This window comes from Pseudidiomarina andamanensis, assembly GCF_009734345.1.
GTDB lineage: Bacteria > Pseudomonadota > Gammaproteobacteria > Enterobacterales > Alteromonadaceae > Pseudidiomarina > Pseudidiomarina andamanensis.
Genome location: NZ_CP032551.1, coordinates 2270736 through 2291857 on the forward strand (window position 1 = coordinate 2270736; position 21122 = coordinate 2291857).

A 21122-nucleotide genomic window follows, 5' to 3' on the forward strand; every position below is an offset into this window, starting at 1 on the left:
TAAAACTGGTTTCACGCAAGCAGCTTTGTTTGTGCGTTTTAATTATTATTTTGGCAGGTTATCTCATGACAATTTTACGTTTACTAACCGCAGTACTGTGCTTCGCTTTGGTTGTGCCGCAAGGGCATGCGCAAGAGTTTGAGCTCAAACATGACCATAGCGAACAGACCGAAAAATCGAAACAAGCCACTGAATATGTATGCCCAATGCATAGCCATATTGTGAGTGACGAGCCAGGCACATGCCCAATTTGTGGTATGGATCTTGAACCGCGTCAACGTCAAGAAGAGAAGTCGGTACAAGTTAGCGGCAGCATGCAGCAAAACCTCGCCATTCGCACCACCACCGTGCAATACGATACGCTCTGGCGCTATTACCCAACCATTGCGCAAGTGGCTTGGAACGACAATGCGCGCCACCATGTGCACGCCCGAGCGTCCGGCTGGGTTGAAAAGCTTTATGTACGCAGCGAAGGCACACACGTACAACAAGGTGACCGCTTGTATGACATTTACAGTCGTGAGTTAGTGGTCGCGCAACAAGACTTATTACAAGTACTCAGCAACGGCGCAGTGAATGGCCGATTATTGCGTGATGCGAAGCTACGCCTTGAGCTACTTGGCTTTGCCCCGCAGCTCATTAAGGAAATTGAGAAAACCCGTGAAATCATGTACCGCGTGCCGGTTTTTGCACCGCAAGCTGGGGTGGTGACCGAACTGAATGTGGCCGAAGGCATGTATGTTGAGCCGGGCTTGGCTATGTTCACGTTAACCGGCGACGAGAGTTTTTGGTTAATCGCCGATGTACCCGAGCGTTATAGTGATTGGCTGAGCGTTGGTGCCCCAGTTGATGTGACCTTGCCGCAAGCAAACTTAAACGCTTATGAAACCGAGATTGAGTACATTTATCCGTCACTCGATACACAAGCGCGCACACAACGCGTGCGAATTAAATTACCAAACAGCCAAGTCGGCAGTAATTTGTTGGTCGGAATGCAGGCTCAAGTTGAACTCTATGGCGGACCGAAGCGCGAAGCATTAACTGTTCCGCTTAGTAGCTTAATTGTGACCGGCGCCAATAATCGTGTCATGGTGAAAACCCACGACAATACCTTTGAGCAACGCGACGTTCATGTCGGTCTGGTGATTGGCGAGCAAGCAGAGATATTGCACGGTCTTGAAGAAGGCGAACAAGTGGTTGTGTCAGGGCAATTCTTGCTCGACTCTGAAGCGACCTTGTTAAATAGCCGTGCAACGGGTGAACAGGAGGCGACTGATGCTCACGCAAATCATTAATGCCTCACTGCGCAACCGCATGCTGGTATTGATTGCGGCGTTTCTTGCGGCATGGTTTGGTTGGCGCGCTATGACCACCACGCCACTGGATGCTATTCCTGATCTTTCTGATGTACAGGTGATTGTTAAAACGAGTTATCCAGGACAAGCCCCTCAATTGGTAGAAGAACAGGTAACTTGGCCGCTTGCGAATGTGATGCTGGCGGTTCCGGGCGCCTCAGAGGTGCGTGGTTACTCGTTTTTTGGCGATTCCTACTTATATATTCTGTTTGAAGACGGTACCGATATTTACTGGGCGCGCAGTCGTGTGCTTGAGTATTTAAGTCAAGCGCAACAACAACTTCCAACGGGAGTGACCCCGGAGTTAGGGCCCGATGCTAGTGGTGTAGGCTGGGTGTTCCAATATGTACTGACTGATCGCACTGGTAAACATGATCTTGGCCAACTGACCAGCTTACAAAACTGGTTTTTGAAACAAGAACTACAGAGCGTCAGCGGTGTATCTGAAATCGCAACGGTAGGCGGTATGGTACAGGCCTATCAAGTGGTGATTGAACCGCAACGCCTGCAGTCTTACGGGTTAACCATTACCGATATCCGCCAAGCAATACAAACCGCCAATCAAGAGGTGGGTGGCGGCATTGTGGAAATGGCTGAAGCTGAGTTTATGGTGCGCGGCACCGGATACATTCAGTCGCTAGACGATTTGCGTCAGTTGCCGTTGAACGTGCGTAGCGCTGCCGGCAGTGCAATTACTCTTGATGACGTGGCGACTGTGCGTCGCGGACCTTTGAGTCGTCGTGGCATTGCAGAATTGAACGGTGAAGGTGAAGTGGTTGGCGGTATTGTCGTGATGCGCCATGGCGAAAATGCGCTAGCCACCATTGAACGTGTACGCGATAAGCTCAAAACGTTGCAACAAGGGCTGCCAGAAGGCGTCGAAATCACACCAGTGTACGACCGTTCGCAACTGATCGAACGAGCAGTAGATAACTTAACCAATAAGCTCATTGAAGAAATGGCATTTGTGGCGCTTGTCACGGTGTTGTTTTTACTTCACATGCGCTCGGCATTGGTTGCCATTATTACGTTGCCGTTGGCCGTACTCATCAGCTTTATTGTCATGCGATGGTTAGGTATCAATGCCAACATTATGAGCTTGGGCGGTATTGCTATCGCTATTGGTGCGCTTGTTGATGCAGCGATTGTGATGGTAGAAAACGCGCATAAACATCTCGAGCGTTATCGCGAGCAGCACGGTGACGAACCGCGAGGCGCTGAGCACTGGCAAGTCATGGCAAAGGCCACCGCAGAAGTAGGCCCTGCGCTATTCTTGTCGTTGCTGATTATCACCTTGAGTTTCGTGCCAGTATTTGCTCTAGAGCAGCAAGAAGGGCGTCTGTTTGCGCCACTTGCCTATACCAAAACCTTTGCCATGGCTGCTGCTGCATTACTGTCAATTACACTCGTGCCAGTGCTCATGGGCTACTTCGTTCGCGGTAAAATTATCAGTGAACAGCGCAACCCAATCACGCGTCTGTTGGTTGCTGTGTATCGTCCATTACTGAACGTGGTATTGAACTGGCCGCGGTTTACTATTGTCATTGCAATACTGGCGGCGGTAAGTGCTTACTATCCGTACAGTAAGCTTGGCAGCGAGTTTATGCCAACGATGCAAGAAGGCGATTTACTGTACATGCCGACAACGATGCCGGGCATTAGCCCCGCGGCGGTCGGCAAATTACTGCAACAAACCGATCGACTCATTAAGCAAGTACCTGAAGTCGATACCGTGTTTGGTAAAACAGGTCGTGCAGAAACGGCAACCGATCCAGCGCCGTTAACCATGTTGGAAACCACTATTCAGTTAAAGCCGCAAAGTGAATGGCGCGAAGGTATCACCATTCACGACATCATCGCCGAGCTTGATGCAACCGTGCGCGTGCCAGGCATTACCAATGCGTGGGTACAACCGATCAAGACACGTATTGATATGCTCTCAACAGGGTTGAAAACGCCTCTGGGGTTAAAAATTGCGGGACCTGAATTAAGCGAAATTCAGCGTATTGGCGCTGATCTTGAACAACGTCTGCAAAACGTTAAGGGAATCAAATCTGTTTTTGCTGAACGCCCAGCGAGTGGTCGTTATATCGAAATTCGTCCTGATCTTACCAAAGCGGCGCGTTACGGATTGAGTCAAGCGGATATTCAAACCGCCATTCAATTTGGTATCGGTGGTGCGACAATTGCAGAAACCGTTGAAGGGACTGAACGCTACCCAATCACGTTACGTTATCCACGTGCTGAGCGCGACCATGTTGAACGCTTGAAAACGCTACCATTGGTTAGTCAAGATGGCGCTTGGGTCACGCTTGAGCAGGTTGCGAGTGTGGAAGTGACCGAAGGGCCGGCGATGATCCGTAGTGAAAATGCGCGTCCTACTGGTTGGATTTTCGTCGATGTTGCCGATGATGTTGCCGTTAGTGATGTCTTAGCAGCGGCTCAACCTGTGGTGAGTGAGTACCAACTGCCACCGCGTTATAGCGTGAGTTGGTCGGGGCAGTATGAATCGATTGAACGTGTACAAGCCAAACTCAAAGAAGTCGTACCGGTGACCCTCGCGGTTATTTTGATTTTGCTGTATCTGACATTCCGCTCATTTAAACAAGCGGTGTTGATTATGGCAACGTTACCACTCGCACTGGCTGGTAGCCTCTGGTTTATCTGGCTGCTTGGTTACAACCTATCGATTGCCGTCGTCGTCGGTATGATTGCGTTGGCAGGCGTTGCCGCCGAGTTCGGCGTGGTGATGCTGTTGTATCTGAACAATGCATGGCGCGATAGTCAATCACGTTCTGAGCAAGGTTTGCATGATGCGATTATGGAAGGTGCGGTACAACGAGTGCGCCCGAAGGCCATGACAGTGATCACCATCATTGCCGGGTTGCTACCAATCATGTTAACCCATGGTACCGGTAGCGAAGTGATGCAGCGCATTGCCGCACCAATGATCGGCGGCATGGTCGCCGCACCATTATTAAGCCTATTCGTGCTACCAGCTGTCTATTGGCTCTACCACCGTTACAAACTTCGAATAACCAATAACGTTTAAAGCAGCACTTGCCACCCTTGCGGTGGCTGAACCTCTCGAAGTTGTTTATGTACAGCATCAGCCACATCGGGCTTCAAGTGATTAATCCAAACTCGGCGGGGCTGCTTATGCAGCCCTTCCAATAACTGCAAGCATAACTGCGGTGTAAGATGACAAGACTGGTGGGCAATCGCTTCGAGCTCATTCGGAAATGAACATTCGAAAATGATGTCATCGAGCGAGCCTAGGGCGTTGATATTCTCAATCACGCTCTCGGCATACCCCGTATCGGCCACAAACGCTGTGGTTTGGTTGTCTTTGCGAATAGCAAAACCGAACGTGGGTACGGTGTGATAGGTTCGAAATGGCTCGATGCACACATCATCAATCCAAATTTGTTCACCGGCATTGATTTCTTGTAGACGCAACAGCGGTTTTTCTTTTGACGGCAACTCGCGCATATCCGGCCAAATCACCCAATTAAAAACATGTTCGCGAATGGCTTCTAAGGTGTCCTGCGAGCCATAAACAGTAACCGGCGTACCAGCATCGGCAACATTAAATAGATTACCCAGCAACATCGGTAAACAGCAGATATGATCGCTGTGGCTATGGCTTAGAAAAATATGGCGCACCTGCTGCATTTGTTTCAGCAACAGTTGCGTGACGCCTGTACCGGCATCAATCAAGATCGATTCATTCACTTGCAAGCAAGTGCTGCCAGTGAGACCACCTAAGCCACCACTGGCACCTAACGCATGAATGTTCATTTAACGCGCATCACCAAAGCATACATGACAGGAACCACCACCAAGGTTAACAGGGTGGCGAAGCCGAGGCCGAACATGATAACCACTGCCATGCTGACAAAAAAGTCGTCAAACAACAATGGGATCATACCAACAATCGTGGTTGCTGCCGTCATCGTAACTGGCCGCACGCGGCTGACTGAGGCATCGACCAAAGCCTGCAACGCCTCTTTGCCGGAGTGCAATTCCACGCGAACTTGCTCGAGTAACACCACGCCGTTCTTAATCAACATGCCAGATAGACTCAAGAAGCCGAGTAATGCCATAAACCCAAACGGCTGATTCGTCAGTACAAGGCCTAAGGTGACGCCAATCACACTTAAAGGTACGGTAGTCCATAATACACCGGCCTGGCGAATCGAACTAAACAGCAGCACCGTGATGATAAACATCACTAAAAACGCCAGTGGCAGTGCTTGGAAGATAGCGCCGGTTGCTTTATTGGAGGCTTCAAACTCGCCGCCCCACGTCAGTTCATATCCGGCCGGTAATTCAATGGCTTCAATAGCCGGTCGAACACGTGCAAGCACCATAGCTGGAGTTTCTTCACCAAAAATATCATGATCAGCCATCACCGTAATAGTGCGTTTGCGGTCGCGGCGTATAATCAAATTATCCTCTGCCAATAACGTCACGTCACGTACCACCTGACCTAATGGCACGTGCTGCTGTAACGCTGAGCTATACACTTGCAGTTCTTGCCAGTTATCGATATCGCTGCGCTCGTTGGCTGGCGCCCGCACAACAATCGGTAACAACTCCGTACCGTCGCGATAAACTCCAACAGTTTGCCCTGTGAAGTTACGTTTCAGTACATCGTCGACATCTGATTTGGTGATGCCAAGCCGGCGTGCTGCCGCTTCATTAAAATCGGTTTCTAAAACTTTAGTACGCTGACGCCAGTTATCGCGCAAATTGCGAACGCCCGAGTCGTGCGCCAATACGTCTCGCGCTTGCGCGGCAAGTTGACGTAACACAACGGGGTCTGGACCACTGAAACGCGCCTCAATCTTAGCGGTCTGCGTAGGGCCCATTTCGAGCGGCTTCATTTTGTACTCAACATCCGGCTGCTCAGCGCGCAAATAATCTTCGAAATCGAGCAGAATCTGCTCCAGTTGTTCTGTGTTTTGTGCCCGCAGAATCAGTTGGGCATAACTCTCATAGGATTTTTCCACCATATACGTGAGCGTAAAACGGGGGGCTCCCTGACCAATCGTTGCTGCCGAGAATACCAATCCTTCGTTGTCAGCTTTTTCATTTAGGTAGTGCTCAAGCTGTTTGACTTGCTGGGCTGTGGCACGAATGTCGGTGCCTTGCGGATACCACAAATCAATAAACGCCATGGGTGTCGTGCTTGGTGGAAAGAACGATTGTTTAATGGTGGTGAAGCCATACCCAGCCACAACCAACAACAGCAACATCACCGCAATCGTGGTTTTGCGCCACGCTAAAAAACGGTGCAGCATCACACGATAACCGCGAAACACCCAGTGGTTATAAACATGATCGTCGTCTTCTGGCTGTTCGCGAGCCGAGCGGGCGCGAGCGTCTTTGCGGAAAAGAATATTCCCTAAGAACGGCGTCAACGTAATCGCGGTAAACCAACTCAGCAGCAGTGAAATAAACAACACCCAAAACAGCGAGTTCGCGTATTCACCGCTGGCATCGCGAGACAGCCCAATTGGTGCGAACGCGATCACGGCAATAGCTGTGGCGCCAAGTAGCGGCCAGATATTCTGCTGCACAACATCACTAGCTGCTTGAATACGTGATAATCCACGGCGAACGCCAACCAGCATGCCTTCGGCAATCACAATCGCGTTGTCAACCAACATACCCAATGCAATGATCAACGCCCCGAGTGACACCCGCTGCAACTGAATATCCATTAAATACATAAAGATAAAGCTACCCAGTACCGTAATCAGCAGCACACCGCCAATGAGAACACCTGAGCGCAGGCCCATCGTTAGAAGTAGCGCAATAACCACAATCACAACTGCTTCAGCAAGATTGATGAGGAAATTATTGACCGAGTTATCAACTTCCGACGGTTGGTCATAAATTTTATCAACCTGCATGCCCACCGGCTGTGCAAAGCGAAGCTCTTCAAGCTTCGCCATAACCCTCGCACCAACTTCAACCACGTTCACATCTTCAGCAAAAGACAACGCCAGCCACAGCGAATCACGTCCGTTGTAACGCACTAAATGGGTTGGAATTTCTTGGTATTCGCGCGTTACCGTTGCCACGTCACGTAACAAGATACGCTCGTCGGCACCAGGGTTACTAATCATCAAATTCGCAAGTTCATCCACGCTGTCAAATTCGCCGCTGGTTTGTAGACGAATTCGCTCTTTGCCAACTTGCACTCTGCCGGCGTCACTGACAGCATTTTGTGTCTGGAGTAGATTCACCAATTGTTGCGGGGGAATGCCGAAATTTGCGAGCTTTTCGCGCGAAACTTCAACAATCACCTGCTCATTCTGCTTGCCGGAAACCATGACTTTGCCAACACCTTTCACCAGCACGAGTTCACGGCGCAAATAATCGGTGTAGTCAGCAATATCTTGATAACTATAACCGTCACCGCTAATCGCAAAGGTCATACCGTACACATCGGCAAAATCATCTTTCACCATCGGCTCGCCACTACCTGGCGGTAAGGTTTTGCGCGCATCATTCACCTTTCGGCGCAATTCATCCCATACCTGCGGCATTTGATGTTTGCGCAAGGTACTGTGCATCTCAATCATGATTTGGCTTAAGCCCGGCTGCGACACCGAGGTAACATGATCGACATAACTCAACTCTTGAATGGCATTTTCAAGCCGATAAGTGACTTCTTCTTCAACTTGTTGTGCAGTGGCGCCGTGGTACTGCGTAATCACCATCGCTTGTTTTAGCGTAAATTCAGGATCTTCTAATCGCCCAATATTTTGCAGAGCAACCAAACCACCTAAAAACAGAATTAGCAACAGCATCCAACTGGTGGTGCTGCGCTTCATACTGAAGCGAGCAATATTTATCACAGACCACGCTCCTTCACCCAAGGACGCACGCGCTGCTTGTCAGAAATGGCATGCACACCAGCAATGACAATTTGCTCACCTGCCTCAAGCCCTTCAATGATTTCTGCGCCGCGATTGGTTAGCGCACGTACGGTCACTTCACGCTGATTCACACGTTGCGTTTTTGCGTCATAAACCCAAACAAAATGGCCGTGCTCAGGTGCCTTTGTGCTTGGTGAGAACAATGCCGAGGTAGGCACGATCAATGCCGCATCGCGTTGCTGAGAGACAGCCTGCGCATCAACGGACACCATCGCCGACATACCTGGCAATACATTCAGATTTTCTGGTGTTGGTAGGGTAAACACGACCTTGTAGGTGTTAGTAGCAGGATCCGCTGTGGTATCCCACTCTTTTAACGTCGCCTTAAATTTAAGCTCGGGCGCCGCTGCAAAAATCACATCCGGCTGGTAATTCGTGTTGCGTTGAACACGAGCGAACAAACCTTCAGGCACCCGAATACTGACATCAATTGCATTGTTCATTTGTAACGTGGCAATTGCCCGTTGCGGTTGCACGGTTTCATAGCGTTCCACAAAAACATGTGCAATGGTGCCTGCAAAAGGCGCTCGTAACTCGGTATACCGCACATTGGCTCGCGCTGTTTCGAGGTTTGCCCTTGCTACCTCTAAATTCGATTTCACTTCATCAAACTGTTGCGGAGAAATAACGCCTTGTTCTACCAAATTTTCAGTACGACGAAATTGTGCCTGCGCCAACTCAAACCGCGCCTGAGCTTGGTCTAACACCAGCTGATAATCGGTCGGGTCAAGTTTGGCAATCAATTCGCCTTGCTTCACTTCGTTACCAGCCTTCACCGGAAATTCAGTAATTTCACCACCAACTCGAAATGCCAATTGCGCGACCTGCGCAGCCTCTACCACCGCCGGGAATTGCCGTAAACGCTGGTCATCAGAAAAATTCACCGTATGAAGTTTCACTGGCTGCACAATTTCCTCGCGCGCCGCTGTCTCGGCGACATCACCGCAGCCAACGAGGTTAGCGAGCAGGGCGGCCACGCCGGTGAGTAGTAAAGCCTGAATACGCATAAATTCTCCTTGATTAAACGTTATTCGTTATTCGTTAATCGTTATTCGTTAATCGTTATTCGTTAGTTTGGCTCGCTCGATAAATTAAATACGAATTAGCTCACTTCTGTGTGTGCTATTTTTTGTGTTTCGTGTTTCGTGTTTCGTGTTTTTGCTTTTTCGAATAACGAATAACCAATAACGATTAACGCATTGTAGCCTTTCTCATATTAATTTATATTGAATTAATCTTGACTACATATTCAGATAAACTTAATAAGATAGTGCCTTATGGATTGTGCCTTATGAAAATACAGCAGCTACAAATGCTCAATGCGTTGAGTGAAACCGGCACATTGCAAGGAGCCGCTGAGCAGCTACACCGAACGCAAGCTGCTGTCAGTATGGCACTTAAAAAGCTTGAGGACGAGGCAGGTTTTCCGCTATTTGACCGTGATGGTTATCGTTTGAAGCTCACCGCTTTTGGCGAACAGTTTCTGCGACAGGCGCGAGAGGTACTCAGGCAACAGCAACGGCTTCAAAGTTTGACGCAACAACTGCGCGAAGGAGCCGAGCCGCTGCTGCGCATTTCCTATGATCATACCTGTGCTCCGGCGAGTTTATTTAAGGCAATGCGCGCCGTGCAAGAGCGTTATCCGGCAACCGATTTATTACTCAATGGCGAAGCACAACTTCGTTCGTTGCGTGCCGTACGCGAAGGGGAAGCCGATTTGGCATTAACGCCATGGCTGCCAGTGTTTCGTCAACATGGCGACTTTGAAACCAAACTCGTGCGGCCCTTTGAACTGTTAGTGGCAATGTCGCCTAGTTTAGCCGCCAAATATGGTTTGCCTAAACAACGCCGAGACTTACTCGATATCCCCATGCTCATGCCGCAAAATCAAGATGTCGGTATTAACCTCGATAGAATGATTCGGATGCCGGGGCAACAGCGCATACGCGTGAATGACTCCATTGCACAACGTGAACTTCTTGTCGCTGGAATGGGGTGGGGCATTGTGCCTGGCGATATTATTGTGGATGAGCTGGCGCGCGGCGATCTGATTCGCATCGACATTCCAGATTTCATTAATCAGGTTCATTTAGAGGTGCATTTGGTGCGTTCAGCAGAGCGAATCGCCGGCCCCGCCGCCCAAATAATTTGGGACCACTTTTGAAGAGCGTTGTTCGTTATTCGTTAGTCGTTATTCGAAAAGCTAAACACGAAACACAAAGGCTAGCGCACAGAAAAACGAGTAAACTTGAATCAGAGCTATCGAGCGAGCCAAATTCACGAGTAACCAATAACGATTAACGAAAAACGAATAACGAAGTTAAACGAGTTTCTTCCAGATTAAACGCGGCTTCGGCTCTGGAATATAAATAGCGTAACCGAATTGTGTTCGAAGCTCCGTACCGCTGTTTTGCAAACTCAATAGAGATTCGCTTTTAATATCACTTGCGGTTTCGTTGCGAATGTCATTGCGCGCAACATCAACACTATGATCCCAGCTACCGACGGCGCGCTCTGCAGAATAAACAAAGCGATACACTTGCATATTAGCTGATTCAACAGATTCAGCTGCGACAGGTGCTGCAGATGTTATTGCTGCAGCTAAAAAAAGACCTTTCAAAATGGATGTGTTCATGACTAATCCCCCCACGAGATGTCATGTATTAAGATAGTCTAAAACTGTGAAAGGTTTATGTCACAATTGTAAATAATCGTTACTGGTTGTTCGTTATTGGTTATTCGTGTGCTTGGCTCTCTGGATAGATTAAATACGAATTAGCTCACTTCTGTGTGCGTTAGCTTTGGTGTTTCGTGTTTCGCTTTTTCGAATAACGAATAACGAATAACGTTTTTGCACTTCATTCACAGCTTTTATCGCAAAGATTGATGCATATATCCTCTTATGAATTTAATTCAGCCACAAAACCTCGTATAATTCCGCGCACTTTTAAACCGCAACAGCAAAAGGGGTACCCAGTGCTGCAAGAATATCGTAAGCATGTCGAAGAGCGGGCCGCAGAAGGCATTCCGCCAAAACCACTGACAGCAGAGCAAGTTGCTGATTTAGTAGAATTATTGAAGAACCCACCAGCCGGTGAAGAAGATTTCTTGGTTGAGCTCATTTCTGAGCGCGTTCCTCCTGGCGTTGACGAAGCGGCGTACGTTAAAGCAGGCTTCTTGTCAGCCATCGTCAAAGGCGAAACCAGCAGCCCAGTTATTAGCAAAGATGCCGCGGTATCATTGCTTGGTAACATGCATGGCGGTTACAACATCGTGACATTGGTAGAGCTATTAGATGACGCAGAACTAGGCGAGCTAGCTGCGGCAGAATTAAAGCACACGTTGTTGATGTTTGATGCCTTCCACGACGTGGAAGAGAAAATGAAAAACGGCAATGCGTTGGCGAAAGAAGTCATTGAATCATGGGCTGATGCCGAGTGGTTCACAAGCCGTGACGAAATGCCTGAAGCCATTAAAGCGACCGTATTTAAAGTAACAGGCGAAACCAACACGGACGATTTGTCACCAGCACCAGATGCATGGTCGCGTCCAGATATTCCTTTGCACGCCAAAGCCATGTACAAAATGCCTCGCGAAGGCGTGACTGATGCGGCGAAGCAAATTGAAGAGCTGAAGCAAAAAGGTCACCCAGTAGCGTTCGTCGGTGACGTTGTTGGTACCGGTTCATCACGTAAGTCAGCGACGAACTCAGTACTTTGGTTCATCGGCGAAGACATGCCAGGCACGCCAAACAAGCGCGCTGGCGGTATTTGTATTGGTGGCAAAGTTGCACCAATCTTCTTCAACACCATGAAAGACGCAGGCGCGTTGGTGTTTGAAGCTGACGTTGAAAAAATGAACATGGGTGATGTGATCACCATTTACCCATATGCCGGCAAAATTGAAAATGAAGCGGGCGACATTATCGCTGAGTACGACTACGCATCACGCGTGATTCTTGATGAAGTTCGTGCTGGCGGTCGTATTAACCTGATCATCGGTCGTGGTTTGACTGAAAAAGCGCGCGAATCTTTAGGAATGGGTCCATCTGATCTGTTCTTGAAGCCCGAGCAACCAGCAGATACTGGCAAAGGTTATACCTTAGCGCAGAAGATGGTTGGTAAAGCTTGTGGTATGGAAGGCGTGCGTCCTGGTACTTATTGCGAACCGAAAATGACGACTGTTGGTTCACAAGATACCACCGGACCAATGACCCGTGACGAGTTGAAAGACTTAGCATGTTTAGGCTTTACCGCTGATTTGACCATGCAGTCATTCTGTCACACGGCAGCTTATCCGAAGCCAGTGGATATTGAAACTCAGCATACGTTGCCTGACTTCATTATGAACCGTGGTGGTGTTAGCTTGCGTCCAGGCGACGGTATCATCCACAGCTGGTTGAACCGTATGTTGTTACCAGACACCGTTGGTACTGGTGGTGACTCACACACCCGTTTCCCATTGGGTATTTCATTCCCAGCGGGTTCAGGCTTAGTCGCTTTCGCAGCAGCCACTGGTGTGATGCCGCTGGATATGCCTGAATCAGTTTTGGTGCGCTTCAAAGGCGAAATGCAGCCAGGTATTACATTACGTGACTTAGTACACGCCATTCCTGCGTTCGCAATCAAAGAAGGCTTACTAACTGTTGAAAAACGCGGTAAGAAGAACATCTTCTCTGGTCGCATTCTTGAAATTGAAGGTTTAGATCACTTAACGGTTGAGCAAGCGTTCGAATTATCAGACGCGTCAGCAGAGCGTTCAGCTGCAGGTTGTACCATCAACTTGTCAGAAGAGTCTGTTGCTGAGTACTTGCGTTCAAACATCACTATGTTGCGTTGGATGATCAACGAAGGCTACGGTGATTCACGTACGCTTGAGCGTCGTGCGCGTAAGATGGAAGAGTGGTTAGCGAACCCGCAATTAATGCGTGCTGATGCTGACGCCGAATACACGGCAGTGATTGAAATTGATTTGGCAGATATCAAAGAGCCAATCGTTTGTTGCCCGAACGACCCAGACGATGCGAAATTCTTAAGCGAAGTTGCTGGCGATAAAGTTGACGAAGTGTTCATTGGTTCATGTATGACCAACATCGGTCATTTCCGTGCCGCCGGTAAGTTACTTGAGAAGAACACCCAAGAGCTGAACACGCGTTTGTGGATTGCACCACCAACGAAGATGGACGAAGCGCAGTTACGTGAAGAAGGTTACTACAACATCTATGCGAACAACGGCGTACGTACTGAAATGCCAGGCTGTTCACTGTGTATGGGTAACCAAGCACGTGTCGAGGCAGGCACAACGGTGTTGTCGACTTCAACGCGTAACTTCCCGAATCGTTTAGGTGATGGTGCCAACGTGTACTTAACTTCAGCGGAATTAGCTGCGGTAGGCGCTATCTTAGGCAAATTGCCAACGCCTGCAGAGTACATGGAATACGCACAAGACATTAACGCCATGGCTGGCGAAGTTTACAAGTACTTGAACTTCGATCAGATGGACGCTTTCCGCGAGGCAGAAGCCGCCGCCAAAGCCAACATCATCCCAACCATTAACGTAGCGTAATGTTAACGTAGCATAACGTTAGTCTTGAAAAGGAGCTCTCCCCGAGCTCCTTTTTTTTCTCAAAAATTTCAACCCCTTAAACAAAAGTTATAAATTTCGCTTGCCATAACTCAATCTTTGCATAATCTTAACGTTAGCTGTTCGTTCAGCGATAAGATGTAAAACAACAACAATAATTTCAGCTCACGGAGAGCTCCCATGAATAAGATTAAACTCGCCATCGTGGCACTTACCGCCCTTGTTTTAAGCGCTTGCGCAATGGGGCCACAACTTGCTCAGCCTTACCAATTAACCGCACCTCCAGCCATTCAAGATAATAGTGGCGAATACATGAGCCCTTATACATCAGACGGCGTTCTAGCCGAATGGGTCAACAATGCCCGTAATGCAGAAATGGGGGCCGCAATTGGTGGTATGGCAGGCGCATATGCTGGGCAAAAACTTGCCGAAAACATCCCATTTATTGGTGGTTGGTTAGGTCAAGAAATTGGTAATACTGTCGGACGCGAAATCGCACTAGAAATGGCCGGTGGCGAAGAAGTTATTCGCGGTACTTCTGATATTTCATTTAATAGCCTAGAAGAGTTATCTGTGTGGATGTACGTGACCCATTCAGCGCACCCTCATTATCAAGATGCGCTGGAATCAGTCATGTCGATATACCCAGAGATGAAAACCGCATATACCCAGGCGCTGTATCAAGCGTCGGCACAAGCTGGTTTTTAATCACACATTAGCTATTTAGAAAAAGGCATTTGTTATGAAATATCTTGTCATGACAGCGGCGTTAGCAAGCACAATGGTGCTTGCCGGCTGCTCTAGCACTACTATTGATAATAGCGCTGGCCGCGCAACCGTTTATGAAGATGCACGCTCACCTGGCAAAGTTCAGGGCGTTGGCGTTGAATCGCAGGACATCATGGCTGTTACCGACCAAATGATGCGCGATATGTTGAGTAATCCTCAGCTTGTCAGTCGCGAAGTTGCACCTCGAATCATTATTGATAGCCAGTACTTCACCAACGAAAGTTCATCTCGCATCAACAAAAACATGCTCACCGATCGTTTACGTATCAATTTAAACCGTGCCTCAAATGGCCGTTTAGTTTTCGTCGGTCGTGAATATGCCGACATGGTAGAAAAAGAGCGTGAACTGAAACGCATGGGCGTTGTTGACGGTGGCACGATTCGTACCACCCAAGCAACAGCTGGCGCTGATTATCGTTTAGTGGGTCGCATCATGTCACTTGATGCCATGGACACACGTAGCCAAGAACGTTCTCGGTATCATCAAATCACCTTTGAATTAGTTGACCTTGAACTCGGAACCTATGTCTGGAGTGGCATGTATGAATTCCAAAAAACTGCACAAGACGACGTTATCTATCGCTAGTGCAGCGTTGGTATTGGCGTTGGCAGGGTGTACCAGCACCGGCCCGACGCAATACCAGCCATTAGCACTGAATGCGCAAGAACAAGACGCGGTTACGGATAAGCCGGCTTATTTACAGCCGCTTTATCGAAAACTGTTTGAAGAAGGGAAGCGCAACGAAGTTTTAAACCGAATGGAGATTGGTACAGCTGCGTTTTATCGAGGTGACCTTGATTTAGCGCGTGAAAACTTTGATGCGGCGTTGGAAACCATTGAAACAGTGTATGCAGATAACGAAGCGGCAACGCAAGCTCGTAGTCTGTGGCACGAAGAGGGCCGTAAAGACTTTAAAGGTGAGCCTTACGAACGTGCTATGGCGTATTACTATCGCGGTGTGATTTATCTCATTGATGGTGAATACGATAACGCCCGTGCCAGTTTTGTCAGTGGTTTAATGCAAGATGCGTTTGCTGAAGAAGAGCAAAACCGGAGTGACTTTGCGGTAATGATGTTATTAGCGGGCTGGTCGGCTCAGAAAATGGGTAGCCCAGTATTGGCTGAAGAAGCTTATGATGAGCTTCGCGCATTACGTCCTGATTTCCCTATCCCATCTGCTGATGACAATGTGCTGATCTTAGCTGAAACCGGCTTCTCACCGCGGAAGTTAGCCGATGGCATGGGGCATTACGAATTGGTTTTCCGCCCAGGTAAAAACTTCAAAGAAAAGCATGTTGTATTGAATACCGGTGCAGAGCAATTTGAACTCGCACCTGTTGAAAGCGTTTATTGGCAAGCGACGTCACGTGGTGGTCGTCCTGTTGATGCCATTATTGAAGGAAAGGCTGCATTTGCGAATACCACCGCCGATTTAGGTCGTGATTTAGCCCAACTTGGCGTAACTGCGCGAGTATTTTCGCCAGCACTTGGTGGTAGTAGTGGTCAAGTGGGTAATACATTAGCACTGATTGGTGTGGCCAGCATGGCATTATCAGCCAATGTTAAACCGCGAGCAGATATCCGTTATTGGTCGCGCTTGCCTGATGCAGTGCATACCTCAACCATGCGCGCAAACGTTGCAGATGTATCCCAATGGCAAGCGTCTTACACCGATATTGACGGTAATCCGGTTAGCTTGAAATCAGGTGTGTTTCGACATTACCAAGATTCTCAAGGAAACCATGTGATTTGGCATAGTTCACGGGCTCGATAAGAACAATAAGGAACCCAAACATGAAACGTACGTTATTTATTATTGCTGCTGGTTTAACGTTAACACTAGCCGGCTGTGGAAGCACACAGAATGGTTACAGTGGCGCACATCCAGTGCAACGCACAACAACCAATGAGCTCAATACAATTGTATTTATTGATCACAACCTCAATCGTACCGATATCACGAAAACGTTCATGGGCGAAAAAGTCCGTGATACCGTGAAAGTGACACTTGATCGCAGTGGTATGAGTAACACCGCCACCGGCCAGCTTGAGGTTTGGACAATGATCCGTAACCGTACGGATTATGATCTGCAAATTGAAGGCAAGGCGTTGTTTTTTGATGCAAATCAAACACCATTAATGGATGAATCAATGTGGCGTCGCGTCTATGTTCCCGCCAATGGAACAGCGATTTACAAAGAAACATCGTTAAATGATCGCGCAGAGTACTTCTTAGTAGAATTAAGAGAAGGTCGATAATATGAAAGCCGTGCATGTTTATATATTTTGTGCGGCTGCCACCTTGTTGGGTAGCAGCCTTGCTTATGGGCAAGATACGCCTGCTCAACCGATGTTGAACGACAGTTATTTTGACCGCGCACGTTCAGCCGAACAGCAACAAGTGAGTCTTATAACTGTCGATCAGGCCACCTTTAAGGCCGCCTATGAAAAAGCAGGCAAACCCAAACTGGTGATGTTAGTTGGCGAACCATTCAGTGACATGGTATCTGATTGGCATATGCAGCGTCGGGTGAGTGTGAATGCACAAGCAACTGGTACTGAAGGCACGTTTGTGCCGGAATCGCAAAGCGTACAAGTGGGCGTTGAGCAGCGTAGTTATGATAATCCTCGTCGCTCAACCATGTTAACCGGAGCGCAATGGGACGAGTATCAACGAGGTTACCAAAGTACACTGATGCAATACGGTGTGCGTTTAGTGAACCGTGCAGTCGCTATGCGATTGTTAGATTCAGAAATTCGTGCCGAGTCGAAGCGCAATCCGCAAGATGATAATCAGCGCCTTGAAATGGACATGTTGCGTAAGCACACCAATCTTCTGTTAGAAGTGATGCCGTATCGCGAGAACAAGCTTAACTTTGAGCCTATTGGTTATCAAATCACGATGACCTCGCTCGAAGATGCGACCTTGTTGGCGGATGATCGTATTTCGATTCCGCAAGGCGCACTGGAATATCGTGCTGGCGCCGGTGGCTATAACCTGCAGCGTCCGCGTCAGGTGGCTGGAGTAACCGCTCAGCCTGGCGGCTATGAAGTCATTGAGGAAGAACTTGAGCTTTGGGCTGAGCAAGGCACACTTGCAGCTCAGGCAACGCTACAAATGCTTTACGATCGCTATTTGTAGCGCTACGCTCAAAGGCACAGATAACCGAGGAGTAACTGTGCTTTGAGCGCAACCAAATGGATCACGTTAATGCTGAGTTGGCTACTTGCGTCTTGTAGCTCCTCAGCGCTACCACCACCTCTACAACTCAGTGATGGCGTTTATTGGTCAACCCACTACCAGAGCTATTTGGTTGTTGATGATGACATTGTCACGCGTTATCAATGGACGCCAAGTCAGTGCTGGTCAGCTGATGCAGGCTTACTTCCACGGGTGTTTTCAAGCGCTCAAAATCCTGGTCAGCATACTTGGATTGGTGCTGGCGAACGTACATTAGTTCTTCAACGATTATCAGATGGCCTACCGGTTATTTTTACTCGGGAACCTTTTCTGCCGCGCCATTGTACGAAGCCTCCTGAAAATACCGCTGTAAATGTTGTCATATCTGTTAGCGAAATACTTGCTCAGTTTCATCATGGTATCTCGCAAGCAGCACTAATACGTTGGCGTTCTGAAGCCGAGCTACTTGATAAGGCGGTTGAGATGCCAGTGCTCGATAAGAAACTGGCGCTGTTTCAAATTGTAAGTGAAGTATTGGAGGATAGCAGCGACGAGCATGCTTTTATTCTGGCAAATGATATTCAGCGATACCACCGCGTCAGCGATTTTGCGGTAGGTGAATCGCAGCGTAAACAATCTCGTCAAAACCTGCTGAATCAACTACGACAAAGCCGGCTGACTCAGGGGTGTAACGAGGCATTGTGGTGGGGTCTGTTGACCACCGGTGAGTATTATCTCGGAGTCCAACGGTTGCATTTATATGGCACCGATGCCTCTTACAGCGAAGCGGGACAACGCTGTTTGCAACGCTCGTTGAGAGCTGTTGAGGAAGAATTAAAGCGAGTGATTCAAACTCGAGGTGAGAAACCTAAACTGCTTATTGATCTGCGCTTTAATGAGGGCGGTAGTTTGTTGTTAGCAAGTCAGTTGGCCAATAGTCTTGTGAGTCGAGAAGAGCCTTTGACAACCATTCGGCAGCAAGCAGTTTATGAGCAACGGTCGCCGAATTTAGAGGCGCTTCATCAGCAAGGTACGGTACTGGTGACAGAAGTGACGGCAAGCGCAGCTGAGCATCTCGCTCAAGCATTGCGGTTGCGTGGATTTTTATTGCGCGGCCAAAACACCCGTGGCGCATTCGCACCGACCACAGTGAAGAGTTTACCGAATGGCTGGGTGGTAGGGCTGTCGATGTATGCGCCCAAAGAGATGCTCGATGGGCGCGGTACAGTGTTACCGGAAGGCGTCGGGTTAACCCCCGACGAAACACTTTCCCCCGAAATCTTATTTCCGGCGAAGTAGCCCGGCTTTACTTTGCAGTGGAACGCCGGGCTACGCCCTCATCAATCCAGTTGCGGATTTCTTGTTCGAGGATGTCGAGCGGGATACTGCCGTTGCGCAGAACTACGTGATGGAACTCACGCAGGTCAAAGTCGGCGCCGAGTGCGGTTTCAGCCTCGGTGCGCAATTGACGGATGAGCATTTCGCCAAGTTTGTACGACAGCGCCTGACCTGGCCAGGTGATGTAACGGTCAATTTCAGTCTTCACGTTATGTAGGCTTAGAGCTGTATTCGAAGCCATGAAGTCCATGGCTTCTTCACGGGTCCAACCCATAGCGTGCATGCCCGTATCAACTACCAAACGGGCGGCGCGCCACATTTCATAACTCAAACGACCAAAGTCACTGTATGGGTCTTGATAGAAGCCCATTTCTTTACCAAGCCACTCCGAATATAAGCCCCACCCTTCGCCAAAGGCAGAGATATAAGTATAGCGGCGGTAGTCTGGCAAGTTATCCATTTCGCGCGCTAATGCCCCTTGTAAATGGTGCCCCGGCACAGCCTCGTGCAAGGTTAGCGCCTCCAACTGATACAACGGACGACGGTCTAATGCGTAGGTATTTACCCAGTAAAAACCAGCGCGGTCACTGCGATTGCTGCCAGCGTAGCGACCTGTGGTGTATTTCGGTGCAATTTCCGCAGGCACCGGCGCCACACCGTATGGCTGACGTGGTAGCAACTTAAAGAATTTCGGCAATTCACCGTCGGCTTTTTTGGCAATATATGAAGCTTCTTTCAACAATTCCTCGGCAGTCTTCGGATAAAACTGCGGATCAGTACGCAAGAAATTCGTGAATTCTTCGAAGCTACCTTTAAAACCTGTTTTCTCGATCACCACCGCCATTTCATTACGAATTCGCTCAACTTCGGCGAGGCCGCGCTGATGAATTTCTTCAGGCGATAAATCTAACGTGGTGTAATGCTTTATGCGGTTTTGATAATACTCACGACCGTTCGGTAGTTCACTTGCACCGACGCTGTCGCGACTGTTTGGCAAGTATTCCATGACCATAAAATCGAAATAGTCTTGATAAGCAGGAAGCACTAACCCATCAATAACATTGGCTGCCTGTGTTTGTAACTGTTGCCACTGCTCAGCGGTGACAAATATTGGCTTATTTGTCTGAAACGGTTGGTAGAACAAACTCTCTTGTGGCGATTGAACAATGTATGCAGCGATGCTTTCTTCAAAGCCCTGCATGGCCGCTTTGGGTTGCGTGTAGCCTTCGTTAAGCGCGGCTTTTAACCAATCGGTTTGTTGAGACATATAACGCGGAATAGATCGCAAGCGCTGTAAGTAATTTTGATAATCCTCAAAACTACGGAAACTGGCATTACGTACCATAAAACCTAGGTTGCTGTGAAATCCGCCCTCGGCGTTGAGCGGCATGTAATGCTCTTTGTAAGCAAAGCCATCGATGTCATTCTTGAGGCCGTAAGTTAGCATACGGTGATTAATTTGGTTTTGTCGTGACAGCGCATTCACATCAACCTGCTCAAGTTGCGCTAACCATACGCTTTGCTCATCAGCGCGCTGCTTTAAGGCTTCAGCCGACATATCGGGTAACTCTTCACTCTGCCAGGGGTTCTGCGCTTGTAGCTTCTTATAAATGCCATCAGCTAGCGCTTGGTAGCGGCTGTCTGCACTCTCAACAACTTGTTTAGTACTGGTGTCAGGTTTTGCTTCTTGGGTCGCGGCACAACCACCTAATAATAGAGTCAGCGAGGTGGCTAAAACGGTGGTTTTAAACAGGTGCTTCCTGCGTAACGCAGCAGTGAATTCTGAACGCATGATATCTCCAGCAGTTGGCTCAATGAGTTATAACGTTTTAATATGACATGAATTTGCTAGACTTTTATATCAACAAGCATCAACAAACGTGTCAATTTATGGTAAAAATCAATAATCGATTAAAGCCAAT

At 48.5% G+C, this 21122-nt stretch carries 15 protein-coding genes; 10 read left to right on the top strand and 5 right to left on the bottom strand.

Annotated elements, in window-relative coordinates:
- The first annotated feature begins 65 nt into the window (after positions 1–65).
- Entirely contained in the window at positions 66–1295 is a 1230-nt protein-coding gene (locus D3795_RS10820) for an efflux RND transporter periplasmic adaptor subunit (protein WP_156268654.1), read from the top strand.
- Complete coding sequence (locus D3795_RS10825; protein WP_156268656.1) at positions 1276–4407, top strand: efflux RND transporter permease subunit; 3132 nt, start codon at positions 1276–1278, stop codon at positions 4405–4407. The genes D3795_RS10820 and D3795_RS10825 overlap by 20 nt, the downstream gene beginning before the upstream one ends.
- Here D3795_RS10825 and D3795_RS10830 read toward each other — a convergent pair.
- From D3795_RS10830 to D3795_RS10840, 3 genes are read right to left on the bottom strand one after another with little or no spacing between them, the layout of a single operon-like run.
- A complete protein-coding gene (locus tag D3795_RS10830) occupies positions 4404–5156 on the bottom strand; it encodes a 3',5'-cyclic-nucleotide phosphodiesterase (RefSeq protein WP_156268658.1) in 753 nt (250 codons plus the stop codon). The genes D3795_RS10825 and D3795_RS10830 overlap by 4 nt on opposite strands.
- Positions 5153–8224 carry an efflux RND transporter permease subunit gene (locus tag D3795_RS10835; protein WP_156269108.1) on the bottom strand — a complete coding sequence of 1024 codons (3072 nt, stop codon included), beginning with the start codon at positions 8222–8224 and terminating at the stop codon, positions 5153–5155. Before D3795_RS10835 ends, D3795_RS10830 begins: the two co-directional genes overlap by 4 nt.
- Entirely contained in the window at positions 8224–9315 is a 1092-nt protein-coding gene (locus D3795_RS10840) for an efflux RND transporter periplasmic adaptor subunit (protein ID WP_156268660.1), read from the bottom strand. The genes D3795_RS10835 and D3795_RS10840 overlap by 1 nt, the downstream gene beginning before the upstream one ends.
- Before the next feature lie 284 nt (positions 9316–9599).
- Between D3795_RS10840 and D3795_RS10845 the strand changes: the two genes are divergently transcribed.
- A complete protein-coding gene (locus tag D3795_RS10845) occupies positions 9600–10472 on the top strand; it encodes a LysR family transcriptional regulator (RefSeq protein WP_156268662.1) in 873 nt (290 codons plus the stop codon).
- A 156-nt stretch (positions 10473–10628) separates the two neighbouring features.
- Here the strand turns inward: D3795_RS10845 and D3795_RS10850 are convergent, their stop codons facing one another.
- Positions 10629–10943: a hypothetical protein gene (locus tag D3795_RS10850; protein WP_156268664.1), complete on the bottom strand. Its 315-nt coding sequence runs from the start codon at positions 10941–10943 to the stop codon at positions 10629–10631.
- Between the two features lie 341 nt (positions 10944–11284).
- Here D3795_RS10850 and acnB point away from each other — a divergent pair, with 341 nt between their 5' ends.
- The 7 genes from acnB (at position 11285) to D3795_RS10885 (ending at position 19161) form a co-directional block, all read left to right on the top strand.
- Positions 11285–13873, top strand: a complete 2589-nt coding sequence (gene acnB / locus D3795_RS10855) for a bifunctional aconitate hydratase 2/2-methylisocitrate dehydratase (RefSeq protein WP_156268666.1) — start codon at positions 11285–11287, stop codon at positions 13871–13873.
- A 198-nt stretch (positions 13874–14071) separates the two neighbouring features.
- Complete coding sequence (locus tag D3795_RS10860; RefSeq protein ID WP_156268668.1) at positions 14072–14599, top strand: YajG family lipoprotein; 528 nt, start codon at positions 14072–14074, stop codon at positions 14597–14599.
- A gap of 34 nt (positions 14600–14633) precedes the next feature.
- A complete protein-coding gene (locus D3795_RS10865; protein ID WP_156268670.1) occupies positions 14634–15266 on the top strand; it encodes a penicillin-binding protein activator LpoB in 633 nt (210 codons plus the stop codon).
- The gene (locus D3795_RS10870) at positions 15223–16455 is read left to right on the top strand and encodes a tetratricopeptide repeat protein (RefSeq protein ID WP_156268672.1); all 1233 of its coding nucleotides are present in this window, start codon (positions 15223–15225) and stop codon (positions 16453–16455) included. Before D3795_RS10865 ends, D3795_RS10870 begins: the two co-directional genes overlap by 44 nt.
- A 20-nt stretch (positions 16456–16475) precedes the next feature.
- A complete protein-coding gene (locus tag D3795_RS10875) occupies positions 16476–16940 on the top strand; it encodes a putative periplasmic lipoprotein (RefSeq protein WP_156268674.1) in 465 nt (154 codons plus the stop codon).
- 1 nt (position 16941) lies between these two features.
- Positions 16942–17823, top strand: coding sequence for a hypothetical protein (locus D3795_RS10880; protein ID WP_156268676.1), 882 nt, complete (start codon positions 16942–16944; stop codon positions 17821–17823).
- Positions 17824–17865: 42 nt separating this feature from the next.
- Positions 17866–19161 (top strand): S41 family peptidase, encoded by a 1296-nt coding sequence (locus tag D3795_RS10885; RefSeq protein ID WP_156268678.1) that lies wholly within the window; start codon positions 17866–17868, stop codon positions 19159–19161.
- A gap of 7 nt (positions 19162–19168) precedes the next feature.
- Here the strand turns inward: D3795_RS10885 and D3795_RS10890 are convergent, their stop codons facing one another.
- Positions 19169–20992 carry a DUF885 domain-containing protein gene (locus D3795_RS10890; RefSeq protein WP_156268680.1) on the bottom strand — a complete coding sequence of 608 codons (1824 nt, stop codon included), beginning with the start codon at positions 20990–20992 and terminating at the stop codon, positions 19169–19171.
- Between the last annotated feature and the right edge of the window lie 130 nt (positions 20993–21122).

Excerpts from the sequence above, each read along its gene's own strand:
- D3795_RS10875 (WP_156268674.1), top strand. The coding sequence starts at position 16,476 with ATGAAACGTACGTTATTTATTATTGCTGCTGGTTTAACGTTAACACTA.
- D3795_RS10820 (WP_156268654.1), top strand. The coding sequence starts at position 66 with ATGACAATTTTACGTTTACTAACCGCAGTACTGTGCTTCGCTTTGGTT.
- D3795_RS10865 (WP_156268670.1), top strand. The coding sequence starts at position 14,634 with ATGAAATATCTTGTCATGACAGCGGCGTTAGCAAGCACAATGGTGCTT.
- D3795_RS10845 (WP_156268662.1), top strand. The coding sequence starts at position 9,600 with ATGAAAATACAGCAGCTACAAATGCTCAATGCGTTGAGTGAAACCGGC.
- D3795_RS10890 (WP_156268680.1), bottom strand. The coding sequence starts at position 20,992 with ATGCGTTCAGAATTCACTGCTGCGTTACGCAGGAAGCACCTGTTTAAA.
- D3795_RS10840 (WP_156268660.1), bottom strand. The coding sequence starts at position 9,315 with ATGCGTATTCAGGCTTTACTACTCACCGGCGTGGCCGCCCTGCTCGCT.
- D3795_RS10850 (WP_156268664.1), bottom strand. The coding sequence starts at position 10,943 with ATGAACACATCCATTTTGAAAGGTCTTTTTTTAGCTGCAGCAATAACA.
- D3795_RS10860 (WP_156268668.1), top strand. The coding sequence starts at position 14,072 with ATGAATAAGATTAAACTCGCCATCGTGGCACTTACCGCCCTTGTTTTA.
- D3795_RS10880 (WP_156268676.1), top strand. The coding sequence starts at position 16,942 with ATGAAAGCCGTGCATGTTTATATATTTTGTGCGGCTGCCACCTTGTTG.
- D3795_RS10870 (WP_156268672.1), top strand. The coding sequence starts at position 15,223 with ATGAATTCCAAAAAACTGCACAAGACGACGTTATCTATCGCTAGTGCA.
- D3795_RS10830 (WP_156268658.1), bottom strand. The coding sequence starts at position 5,156 with ATGAACATTCATGCGTTAGGTGCCAGTGGTGGCTTAGGTGGTCTCACT.
- D3795_RS10825 (WP_156268656.1), top strand. The coding sequence starts at position 1,276 with ATGCTCACGCAAATCATTAATGCCTCACTGCGCAACCGCATGCTGGTA.